The 10788-nt window shown below is 70.1% G+C and carries 10 protein-coding genes and 1 tRNA gene; 6 read left to right on the forward strand and 5 right to left on the reverse strand.

What is annotated here, in order from left to right; genetic code table 11:
• From ACFWF2_RS32350 to ACFWF2_RS32360, 3 genes are all read left to right on the forward strand, one after another.
• Positions 1 to 510: PP2C family protein-serine/threonine phosphatase (locus ACFWF2_RS32350; RefSeq protein WP_379311286.1), on the forward strand; the 510-nt coding region annotated here is incomplete at its 5' end.
• Positions 511 to 644: 134 nt separating this feature from the next.
• Entirely contained in the window at positions 645 to 2582 is a 1938-nt protein-coding gene (locus tag ACFWF2_RS32355; protein WP_379311287.1) for a YhgE/Pip domain-containing protein, read from the forward strand.
• A gap of 63 nt (positions 2583 to 2645) precedes the next feature.
• Positions 2646 to 2719 (forward strand) — tRNA-Met (locus ACFWF2_RS32360).
• A 60-nt stretch (positions 2720 to 2779) separates the two neighbouring features.
• Here the strand turns inward: ACFWF2_RS32360 and ACFWF2_RS32365 are convergent.
• Genes ACFWF2_RS32365 through ACFWF2_RS32380 form a run of 4 tightly spaced genes read right to left on the reverse strand, consistent with a single transcriptional unit; the run spans position 2780 to position 7294 of the window.
• Entirely contained in the window at positions 2780 to 3037 is a 258-nt protein-coding gene (locus ACFWF2_RS32365; protein ID WP_379311288.1) for an HPr family phosphocarrier protein, read from the reverse strand.
• A gap of 26 nt (positions 3038 to 3063) precedes the next feature.
• Entirely contained in the window at positions 3064 to 5493 is a 2430-nt protein-coding gene (locus tag ACFWF2_RS32370; RefSeq protein WP_379311289.1) for a fructose-specific PTS transporter subunit EIIC, read from the reverse strand.
• Between the two features lie 44 nt (positions 5494 to 5537).
• Entirely contained in the window at positions 5538 to 6530 is a 993-nt protein-coding gene (locus ACFWF2_RS32375) for a 1-phosphofructokinase family hexose kinase (RefSeq protein WP_379311290.1), read from the reverse strand.
• Complete coding sequence (locus ACFWF2_RS32380; protein WP_379311294.1) at positions 6527 to 7294, reverse strand: DeoR/GlpR family DNA-binding transcription regulator; 768 nt, start codon at positions 7292 to 7294, stop codon at positions 6527 to 6529. The genes ACFWF2_RS32375 and ACFWF2_RS32380 overlap by 4 nt, the downstream gene beginning before the upstream one ends.
• 263 nt (positions 7295 to 7557) lie before the next feature.
• Between ACFWF2_RS32380 and ACFWF2_RS32385 the strand changes: the two genes are divergently transcribed.
• Positions 7558 to 8370 (forward strand): amino acid-binding protein, encoded by an 813-nt coding sequence (locus tag ACFWF2_RS32385; protein ID WP_379311291.1) that lies wholly within the window; start codon positions 7558 to 7560, stop codon positions 8368 to 8370.
• Between the two features lie 4 nt (positions 8371 to 8374).
• On the opposite strand, the gene ACFWF2_RS32390 is transcribed toward ACFWF2_RS32385, so the two are convergent.
• Positions 8375 to 8590: a hypothetical protein gene (locus tag ACFWF2_RS32390; protein WP_189026861.1), complete on the reverse strand. Its 216-nt coding sequence runs from the start codon at positions 8588 to 8590 to the stop codon at positions 8375 to 8377.
• A 121-nt stretch (positions 8591 to 8711) separates the two neighbouring features.
• On the opposite strand from ACFWF2_RS32390, the gene ACFWF2_RS32395 reads away from it, so the two are divergent.
• Both ACFWF2_RS32395 and ACFWF2_RS32400 read left to right on the forward strand, forming a co-directional pair.
• On the forward strand, positions 8712 to 9887 hold the full coding sequence (locus ACFWF2_RS32395; RefSeq protein WP_379311292.1) for an alpha-hydroxy-acid oxidizing protein: 1176 nt from the start codon (positions 8712 to 8714) through the stop codon (positions 9885 to 9887).
• Between the two features lie 140 nt (positions 9888 to 10027).
• Positions 10028 to 10788, forward strand: a 761-nt coding sequence (locus ACFWF2_RS32400; RefSeq protein WP_379311293.1) for a DUF6319 family protein, incomplete at its 3' end; no start/stop codon positions are given.

A 10788-nucleotide genomic window follows, 5' to 3' on the forward strand; every position in this document is an offset into this window, starting at 1 on the left:
GTGGCGGAGGGGGCGCGGGCCGCGATCCTGGCGGCGCAGCGCGGCTTGCTGGCCGAGCTATCCGAGTCCTCCGCCGACACCGTGCTGGTGGTCGCGGTGCTCCCGAGCGAGGGTCGGCTGGACGCTCCGTGCGATATCGCGTGGGTCGGCGACTGCCGGGCCTACCGCTGGAACGGCCGGGTGCTGCACCGCGTGACCACCGATCACACGGTGGCCGAATACTTGCGGGTGCGCGGGCGCGATCCGCTGCCGGGCATGCGTCATCTGGTGACCACGTCGGTGCGCACCGTGCGTCCCGGCGATATCGGGTGCACCGCCACCGGTTCGAGTGCGGGGCGGCTGCTGTTGTGTAGCGACGGGGTGGGCAAGCAACTGGGCATGCCGGTCATCAAATCGATCCTGGCGCAGGGTTCCTCGGTGGGCCAGGTTGCCGAGGGGCTGGTCGGGGCGGCGCTGGGGCGCGGCGGCACCGACAATACGACCGCGCTGGTGGTCGACGCGATCCGGTGAGCCGGGAAGGTGTTTCACCGAGTTCACACCTGCTGGACGCATGACCAGGTAGCTTGAGTCCCGAAATCAGCAGAGCAGTATCGGGGTTCGCCGTGGCAGACAGATCGACATCCATCCGCGCTCGCATCGGCGGCATGCTCCGAACGCGCGGGGCATCGACACCGGCACGAGTCCTGATCGTCCTATTCCTGGTGGTGCCGACCCTGGTCTCCGCCGTCTACATGTGGATCATGTGGGACCCGGAGCTGTATCTGAAGCAGATTCCCGTCGCCGTCGCCAGCGACGATGTCGGCGGCATCTCCGACGGCAAGGCTCAGAACATGGGCACCGAGATCCTCGACACCCTGGTGTCGGGTGGTGAGCTGCAGTTCCATCGGGTCGGCAGCGACGAAGCGGTGCGGGGTCTGCGGGAGAGCCGGTACGCCTTCTCGGTAGTCATCCCCGCGGATTTCACCCGCAGCGTGCTGAGCGTGACCGACCCGGTGCCCCAGCGCGCTCGAATCGCGGTGTACTACAACGACTTCAACGGCACGCTCGGCCCCGCCGTCGCCAATAGTGTCGTCGCGGACGCGCAGAACCAGATCGCGGCAACGATCGGCCGCGGCTACGCCTCCCAGATCCTGATCGGTGTCAACAGCCTCGGCTCCGGAATCGGCGACGCCGCGCGCGGCGCGACCCAGCTGGCGCAGGGCACCGCGCAACTAGCCGACGGCTCCGGACAGCTCTCGACCGGACTCGACGAGGCCGCCACCGGCGCGACGCAACTGGTCGCGGGCGCCGGCGAACTCCACACCGGAACCGTGCAACTCGCCGACGGCGCGCACGAACTGGTCACCGGCACCGATCAACTCGGCACGGGCGCGACGCAGATCCGCGACGGCGTGGACCAGATCATCACGCCGCTGCTGGACGCCCTCCAGCCCGCCGGACAGTTCTCGACCCAGCTGAACCCGCTGCTCGACGAGCTGAGCAAGAACGCCGATCCGGCACTGGCCGACGCCATCACCCAGCTGAAGGACCTGATCGGACAGGTCAACCCCGGCGATCCCGACTCCCTGGTCGGCCAGCTCACCCAATTGCGCGACGGCACCGAGGAATTGGCGCGCCAGCTCACCGACCCCAACGCCGAGTACCGCGCAGGCGTTCTCGCCCTGGCCGATGGCGCGACCCAATTGCGGGACGGTGCGGGCCAATTGGGCACCGGCGCGACCGAGCTGTCCACCGGCCTGCGCCAGCTGTCCGACGGCGGCCATGAACTTCGCGCGGGCGTCACCCAATTGGATGACGGCGCAACCCAACTCGAAACCGGCCTGCGCGACGGCGCGGCGGTTGCACCCCATATCACCGACCCCGCCGCCTCGGCCGACGTGATCGCCCAGCCGGTCACCATGGATATCCGCAATCAGGAACCGAGCCAGGTGGTGCGCGGCGGCGACCGCAGCCAGAAGGAGATCTCCCGCGGCGCGGGCCCGGTCCTGGTGGTGATGGCCGCCTTCCTGGCCGCCATCGTGCTCTGGATGTTGTTGCGCCCGTGGCGTGGTCCCGCGACCGGCCGCACCCCGTGGCGCCGCGCCGCCGCCCCGCTGCTGCGCGGCTCCGCGGTCGGCGCGGCCGGGGTCATCGTTCTGGCCGCGCTGGCGGCCGCTTATGGCAGTTCGGCCGGCTGGTCCCCGCAGCACTGGCCCGTCATGGCGGTCGTGATCGCCTTGGTCGGCGGGGTGGCCGCGGTGACCACCCAGGCGTTCATCGTCCTGTTCGGCCGGGTCTCCGGCTCTATCGCCGCCTTCTCCTTCTACATGTTCCAGATCTTCACCTTCGGCGGCGTATTCCCCTCGGGCACGACGCCGCCCGCGTTCCGTCCCTTCGAGGACATCGCCCCGATGACCTACGCACGCCGGGCGATCATCCGCGCCGACATCGCCCTCTACGACACCATGTTCTGGACGTCGATCGTTGTCCTGCTCGTCATGCTCGCCACGGCCTTCGGAATCATGCTGGCTGCCCGCCACTTGGCCACCACCCGCCCCGACCCCGCGCCCGAACCCCTGCATCCAGCCGCATCCCCGGCCTGAAAACACCTCTGATCAGCAGATTAGGTGCCTCCTCCCGCCCCTGTGTACGGTTGTTCTTACCGACGCGGGGTGGAGCAGCTCGGTAGCTCGCTGGGCTCATAACCCAGAGGTCGCAGGTTCAAATCCTGTCCCCGCTACAAACGAAAGGCCCGGAACCACCAGGTTCCGGGCCTTTCGCGTTGTCCGGGTCGGGGGACTCAGGCGTCGAGGTCGCTGGCGACCATTTCGGCGATCTTGTCCAGCGTGGGCTGGTCCTCGCTGCTGATCACTACTTCGGCGCCCTGGGCCGCGCCGAGGGTCATGATCATCAGGGCCGAGCCCGCGTCCACCGGGTCGCCGCCGGTGAGCGCGATGGTGACAGGGACCCCGGCCGCGCCGACCGCTTCGGCGATCAGGGCGGCGGGGCGGGCGTGCAGGCCGATCGAGGAGCCGACGATGACGGTGGTGCTGGCCATGGGATATCTCCTTGTGTGCGAATGGATTACGCGGGAACGAGGGCGGGGGACACGGACTGTTTGCGGGTGATTTCCTTGGCGAGGGTCACGCAGAGCGCGGCGACGACGGTGCCCGCCAGCAGCGACAGCACGAACCAGGCGAGGTGCCCGATCGCGAAGAACACGAAGATGCCGCCGTGCGGCGCGCTCAGGGTCACGCCGGTGGCCATCACCAGGCCGCCGGTGACCGCGCCGCCGACCATCATCGACGGCAGCACCCGCAGCGGGTCGGCCGCGGCGAACGGGATCGCGCCCTCGGAGATGAACGAGGCGCCAAGCAGCCAGGCTGCCTTGCCGTTCTCGCGCTCGGCCTCGGTGTAGAGGCGCGGGCGCAGGGTGGTCGACAGCGCCATCGCCAGCGGCGGCACCATGCCGGCGGCCATCACCGCGGCCATGATCCGCAGCGTCGCGGTGTCGGTCACCGACAGGCCGACGGCGGCGAAGGAATAGGCGGCCTTGTTGACGGGCCCGCCGAGGTCGAAGCACATCATCACGCCCAGGATGACACCGAGCGCGATCGCCGAGGTGCCGGACAGGCCGTTGAGCCAGTCGGTGAGCCCGCTCGTGACGGCGGCGAGCGGCTTACCGAGCAACACGAACATCGCGACGCCGACGATCAGCGACGCCAGCAGCGGAATGACCACCACCGGCATCAGCCCGCGCGCCCACGTCGGCACCGGCAGCTTGCCGACCCACAGCGCGGCGAAACCGGCGACCAGACCGCCGACGAGACCGCCGAGGAATCCGGCGCCGACGAATACCGCGATGGCGCCCGCGGTGAACCCTGGCGCCAGACCGGGCCGGTCGGCGATCGCGAAGGCGATATAGCCAGCCAGCGCGGGAACCAGGAAACTGAACGCGAGCGAGCCGATCTGGAACAGCACCGCGCCGAAATAGGTGGCCAGGCCGCCGTCGGGCAGATCGGTGATCGAGTTGTTCAGCACGATGTCCTTCGCGCTGTCGGAGATCTCGTAGCCGCCGAGCAGGAAGCTCAGCGCGATCAGCAGACCGCCCGCGGCGACGAACGGGATCATGTAGCTGACACCGGTGAGCAGGATCTGCCGCAGGCGCGTGCCCCAGCCGATGCCCTTGGCCGCCGCCTGTGACGGTGCGGGTGTTGTCCCGCCGACCGTGGCGGCGCCCGGGGTGGTGCTCGCTGTGACGGCCTCCGCGATCATCGTGTCGGGTTCGTTGATGGCGCGCTTGACGCCGGATTCGACGACCGGCTTGCCCGCGAACCTGCCCCGATCCTTCACTCCGACGTCGGTGGCGAAGATGACCGCGTCGGCGGCGGCGATGACGGCGGGGTCGAGTTTGTCGCCGCCGCTGGAGCCCTGAGTCTCCACGGCCACGTCGACACCGGCCCGCTCGCCCGCGGCGACCAGGGAGTCGGCGGCCATATAGGTGTGCGCGATGCCGGTCGGACAGGCGGTGACAGCGACGATCTTCAGTCGCGCGCCGGAGGCCGACTCGCCAGCAGAACCGTGGTCAGCGGCATCAGTAGCTCCCGAGGCGGTTGACGCGCGGCCTGTCGCGACCGCACCTGCTGTGGAAGTTGTTGGAGTGACGGCTGTTTCGGCCATTCTTATTCTGGGCGTGGCAGCTGCGTCGGTGGTCGCCGTAGGACGGTCGGCGGGGCCGGCGGGAGTTTCGGCACTACCGGCCGCTCCAGAACCAGCCATCGCTCCGGCGTCAGCGGCGGCTGCGGAAACACCCGTGGCTCCGGCACTACCGGTGGGCGTGGGGCCGCCCGCAGTTTCGGTGCGGTCAGCGTCACCAGCAGTGTGTGCGTCTCCGGCCGTTGCGGCAGCACCAGCGGTTGCTGCACTACCGGAGCCGCCGCCGGTGTTGCTGCGGCCCGCCGACGCTCCGGCTGTTCCTGCCCCGACGGCTGCCGCGCCCGCAGTAGCCGCCGACAAACCCGTTGCCGAAACGCTGGCTGCAGTCGGGGTAGTGCCGGGCGGCGGATTGATCACGCCTTCGACGAGTCCCACGACGTCCGCGGGCGTCGCTGCCGACCGCAGGTCCGCGACGAAGACCGGGCGGACAAGCGCGCGTGCCAAGGACGACAACAGCTTCATGTGCTCGGCGCCCGCTCCTTCCGGTGCGGCGATCAGGAACACCAGGTCAGCGGGGCCGTCCGGTGCACCGAAGTCGACTTCGGGCGACAGCCGGGCGAAGGCAAGGGACGCGGTGGTGACGGCAGCCACCCGGCAGTGCGGGATCGCGATGCCGCCGGGGAGACCGGTGGCCGACTGTGCTTCCCGGTCCAGCGCTGCCCGGCTCACCGCGTCGGCGTCGCTCGCGCGGCCCGCCGCGGCGAGGGTGCCGGCGAGCGTGATGATCACCGCGTCCTTGTCGGCGCCGAGATCGGCGTCGAGGGTGATCAGGTCGGTGGTGATGATCGAATCGGCCATCGTGATGTCTTTCGGGAGTGGGGGTGGAGCAGGATCGGCGGTGCTCATGCCGGGGCTGGTGGTCGGTCGGGTGTCGTCCGGAGTGGCCGGGCTGTGACCGCGTCCAGCGCTATGTCCGCCGGGCCGGGCAGTTCGGTGCCGGGCAGGGCGGTGGCCGCGCTCCCGTAGGCGACGGCGGTGCGGAGCCGGTCGGCCGGTGCGGAGCCGGCCAGGTCGGCGAGCAGGTACCCGGCCAGGGCGGAGTCGCCCGCGCCGACGGTGCTGCGCGGCACGATCGGCGGTGCGGCGGCGAACCAGGCGTCCTCGGCGGTGACCAGGACCGCGCCCGCCGCACCGAGGGTGGCCAGCACCGCACCGGCACCGCGGTCGATCAGGAGCGAAGCGGCCGCCGCGGCGGCGGTGGGGTCTTCGAGATCCACCGGATCCAGGCCGGTCAGCTGGGCGAGCTCGTCGGAGTTGGGCTTGACGAGGTCGGGTGTGGCGCCGAGGGATTCGGTGAACAGGGCCAGCAGGGGAGCATCGGAGGTGTCGACCGCGATGCGGGTGCGGCGGGCTCCGTTCGACGCGCGGAGCGGGGACAAGGTGGCGACGAGCTGTGCGTACCAGTCGACCGGCACGCCGGGCGGCAGCGAGCCGGACAGCACGATCCACTCGGCCTCGGCGGCCAGTTCGACGAGCACGGCCGTCAGCTCGGCCAGCTCGCGCCCGGACAGCGGGCGCCCCGGTTCGTTGATCTTGGTGGTGGTGCCGTCGGATTCGGCGATCGTCAGGTTGACTCGCGGCCCACCCGCCACCGGCACCGCGCGAAATCCGATGCCTGCCGAGCGCAGCCCGTGCACGACGGGATCGTCCTCGGCGCCGGGAAGTACCGCCACGACCGGCGCACCGCCCGCGGCGGCAACCCGCGCCACATTGACGCCCTTCCCACCGGGATGCGACGTGACGCCCACGGCGCGATGCACCTGCCCGCGCCGCAACGGCTCGGTGAGGGTGACCGTCCGGTCGACACTCGGGTTCGCGGTCAGCGTGACGATCATGCGAGCACCACCTCGATCCCCGCGCCGACCAGCTCCGCGTGCGCGGTGGCCGGGATATCGGTATCGGTGACCAGGACATCGATGTCGCCGATGCTGCCGAATCGGACGAAATCCTCGCGGCCGACCTTGCCCGCGTCGGCGACCACGACAACCCGGTCGGCGGCGGCGATCATCGCGCGCTTCACCGCGGCCTCCTCCGGATCGGGCGTGGACAGGCCGTGCCGCACGGTCAGCGCGTTCGTGCCGACGAAGGCGACGTCGACGCGCAGTTCGCCGAGCAGCCGCAGCGTCTCGGCGCCGACGGCGGCCTGGGTGACCCCGCGCACGCGTCCGCCGAGCAGATGCAACCGCACGCCGGCGAATCCGGTGAGCCGGGTGGCGATGGGCAGCGAGTTGGTGACGGCGACGAGGTCCAGATCGGTCGGCAGCGCCGCGGCCACCCGCGAGGTGGTCGTGCCCGCGTCGAACAGCACGCTGCCACCGGAGCCGGGCAGGAACCGCTGGGCGAGTTCGGCGATGCGGTCCTTCTCGGCGGCGCGCGTGCTGTCGCGTTCGACGGTGCCCAGTTCGATCGTGGTCAGCGCGCCGGAGACGACCGCGCCGCCGTGCACGCGCCGGATCAGGCCGAGCCGGTCGAGCACCGCGAGGTCGCGCCGCACGGTCTCGGTGGTGACGCCGTACTGGTCGGCCAGTTCGGCGACGGAGACCCGCCCGCGATGCCCGATCACGGTCGCGATCGCCTGCTGCCGTTCCTCGGCGTACATGGTTTCCTCCGGCTCGTCAGAATGTGTACTCATGTTGTTTTATGCCCATTCGTGTGGCTTTGTCAATCATTTGTGGTGAGCCGAGTCACAACCGTTGCCGATGGCTATGGCTTCACGGTGGTGCCCACGGTCACAGCGGAGCACGGCGAGTGGCGGGCATCACCGGGAATAGCGCTGCAGGTCAACGCATTTCGCGAAGGCTGTCACGCCGCTGTTACGCGCCACTGCGGTGATCGACACGCGCCCGGGTGACGCTGACCCGCATGTGGCAAAAAGCGGTGCGACCCGGTGTCCTGGCCTGCGAGGTGTGCGGCCGCCTGCCGCATCCCCGCCGCACCCGGCTGGCGCTGGCCAAACTGGCGGCGGTGTTCCCGGTGGAACTGGCGCTGCACGCGCTGGTGATCCACCTGCACCCGCCGTATCTGCTGACCGTCGCGCTGCTGACGATCACCACCACGATCCTGGTGATCTGGGTGGTCGAACCGTCGGCGATGCGCATGCTCGGCGGCTGGCTGCACGGCCCGGAACTGCGGCATCGCGATCGGATCGACCAGGCGCAGGCGCTGTGGCGGATCAGGGTCAGGCTGGCGGACCGGCCGGGCACGCTGGAGACACTGGCCAAACACCTGGCGCATCGCGACGCCAACATCCTGACGGTGCATGTGCATCAACTGGAGGACGCGGTCCTGGACGAAGTGGTCGTCGCAGCGCCCGCCGAGGTCAGCGCGCACACCCTCACCGCGGCCGTGGTGCAGGCCGGCGGATCAGAGGTGCGGGTGTGGCCTGCCACGGTGCTGTCGCTGATCGACGGCCAGACCAAAGCGCTCGCGATCGCCGCTCGCATCGTGGCCGATCCGGACGAATTGCCCTTGGCCGTGGCCGAACTGCTCGGTGCGCGCTACCTGGCCCCCGGCACGCCCGAGGCGGGGGACGTCGGCGAAGGCACGCTGCTGGAAATCGATGGCGACGAATGCCGCTGGGGTTTCGTGCGTCCCGGCGAACCGTTCACGCCCGCCGAGATCGCCCGCGCCCATCGGCTGGCCGACCTGGCCGCACTGACGGCGCGACGTCGATGAGGGATCAGTCGAAGCCGAGGTCGCTGGTGAGCGGATCGCGTAGCGCGCCCTCGGCCGCGCGTAGTCGGTCGGTGACCGAGGTGAGCAGGTCCATCGAATCCTGCGACAGACCGCAGGCGAGGAGGGTGAGGTAGCGGATGGCCGCGCTGGTGAAGCGCTGAGCGAGGAGAACGTCCGGGTCGGCGGGTGCGGCCGCGGCCGAGTGTTCGACGAGGGTCACGACAGGGGCACTCACAATCTCGGAACGCGCTGCTGGTTCGCTGCTGTCTACTTACGAGTATGACGCACCTTACATCCCCCCTGCGGTTTGTGAACCACGGCTCGCATGCGAAAGTTCAGCGATGAGTCAGTTCGCCGACTATCAGAACGAGATCTACCTGGCCGCCCTCGGCGGAATCCAGCCCGAGTTCCCCATGGATTACGCGACGCTCGAGCGCAAAGCGACCGCCGCGCTGCCCGATTCCCTGCTGAACTACATCGCCGGTGGCGCGGGCGACGAGCTCACCCAGCGCCGCAATGCCGAGGCGTTCGCCGACTGGGGTCTGGTGCCGCGGATGCTGGTCGGCGCGACCGAGCGCGACCTCACCGTCACCGCCTTCGGGCAGACCTTCGCCAGCCCGCTGTTCCTGGCGCCCGTCGGCGTCATCGGCCTCGTCGGCGAGAACGGCCACGGTGACATCGCGGTCGCGCAGGCGTCGGCGAAAACCGGTGTGCCCGCGGTGTTCTCGACGCTGATGGAGGATCCGCTCGAGGACGTGCGCCCGCACGCCGGTGACACGCCGTCGTTCTTCCAGCTGTACACGCCGAAGAACCGGGAGCTGGCCGAGAGCCTGGTCCATCGGGCCGAGGCGGCCGGCTACGCGGGCATCACCGTCACCCTCGACACCTGGGTCCCCGGCTGGCGGCCCCGCGACCTGGCGTCGGGCAACTTCCCGCAGCTGCGCGGTCACGTGCTGAAGAACTACACCAGCGACCCGGTGTTCCAGGCGATGGTCGGCTCCGACGACCCGAAGATGATTGTCCTGCACTGGATCTCGACCTTCGGTAACTCGCTGACCTGGGACGATCTGACCTGGCTCCGCTCGATCACCGACCTGCCGCTCATCCTCAAGGGCATCTCGCACCCCGAGGACGCGCGCAAGGCGATCGACTTCGGCGCCGACGGCATCTACTGCTCCAATCACGGTGGCCGCCAGGCCAACGGCGGCCTCAGCGCGCTGGAGACACTGCCCGCGGTCGCCGCCGCCTGTGACGACCGGGTGCCGGTGCTGTTCGACTCCGGTGTCCGCTCCGGCGCCGACGTGGTGAAGGCGCTGGGTCTCGGCGCGACCATGGTCGGTCTCGGCAGGCCGTATGTGTACGGCCTTGCGCTGGGCGGGGTGCGCGGACTGGTGCACCTGCTGCGCAGCTACGCCGCCGAGGCCGATCTGCTGATGGCGGTCAACGGGTACCCCGATGTCGCCGCGGTGCGGGCGAACATCCGGCCGACCACCCGCGGAAACGCGACCAGAGGCTGATCGCCGGACGGCCCGGATGCCCGTTCACCGGACGGGTTTTCGGGCCGTGATGGTGGTACGACTTGCGAACCTGTCGGTGCGGTGCGGCATCATCTCCAGCACACCACGCTGTAGAACGCACCAACCTTCCGGAGTCCACGATGTCCTCGCCCAGCACCAAGTCCGCATCCCGCCGATCAGCCAAGCAGGTACTGTCCGAGGCCGAGCTCGCGCGCATCGCCGGCGAGCTGGCCGAAGGCAAACCGCCGATGGTGTGGTTCACCGCCGCCGCCGTCGGTGTCGCCGAGGGCAAGTCGGGCAAGGTCGTCGCGCTCGGCGATCCGTCCGACGGCGACTTCCTGCAGGTAAAGCCCACCGGTTCCAAAGATGTGCTGTCGTTCGGACCGAGCGAGGTGACGCTGACCAAGCCGGCCCGCGCGACTACCGTAGCGCCGGGCGGATCCCCGCGGACCCGCCCGGAGAGCGTGCCCGAGCCGAGCAACCGAAAGGACACCACTGTGACCCAGCCGTCGACCCTGCCGAGCACGGCCCCGACGCCCCCCGCGCCGCGGCCGCTCGCGCCAGTGCCCGACGAGGCCGTCGCCGCGCCCAAGCCGGCGACGCCGCGCCCGGCGAAGGCACCTGCCGCGCGTAAGCCCAAGGCGCCCGAAGTGACCGTCACGCTGACCGGTTCCGCCGACGGCGAATGGACCGTCGATGTGGTCAACGGCAAGAAGCGCAGTGTGAAGGGTTTGGCGGTGACCAGCGGCGCCGTCGCCCAGGCCGCCAAGATCCTGCACCCCGAGGTCGAGGAAGTCGTGGCCGGGATCCTGGAAGCGGCGCGGGGCGCGCAGCAGGCCAAGGTCGCCCAGCTGCAGGCCGAACTGGAGGCGGCCAAAAGGCTCCTCGAGGAGTTGAATCT

Origin of the sequence: Nocardia sp. NPDC060259 (assembly GCF_042728775.1) — a bacterium.
Classification (GTDB): Bacteria; Actinomycetota; Actinomycetes; order Mycobacteriales; family Mycobacteriaceae; genus Nocardia.

Bases quoted from the DNA above. Each gene is read 5' to 3' on its own strand.
- ACFWF2_RS32355 (WP_379311287.1), top strand. From the start codon at position 645: ATGCTCCGAACGCGCGGGGCATCGACACCGGCACGAGTCCTGATCGTC.
- ACFWF2_RS32365 (WP_379311288.1), bottom strand. From the start codon at position 3,037: ATGGCCAGCACCACCGTCATCGTCGGCTCCTCGATCGGCCTGCACGCC.
- ACFWF2_RS32370 (WP_379311289.1), bottom strand. From the start codon at position 5,493: ATGGCCGATTCGATCATCACCACCGACCTGATCACCCTCGACGCCGAT.
- ACFWF2_RS32375 (WP_379311290.1), bottom strand. From the start codon at position 6,530: ATGATCGTCACGCTGACCGCGAACCCGAGTGTCGACCGGACGGTCACC.
- ACFWF2_RS32380 (WP_379311294.1), bottom strand. From the start codon at position 7,294: ATGTACGCCGAGGAACGGCAGCAGGCGATCGCGACCGTGATCGGGCAT.
- ACFWF2_RS32385 (WP_379311291.1), top strand. From the start codon at position 7,558: ATGTGGCAAAAAGCGGTGCGACCCGGTGTCCTGGCCTGCGAGGTGTGC.
- ACFWF2_RS32395 (WP_379311292.1), top strand. From the start codon at position 8,712: ATGAGTCAGTTCGCCGACTATCAGAACGAGATCTACCTGGCCGCCCTC.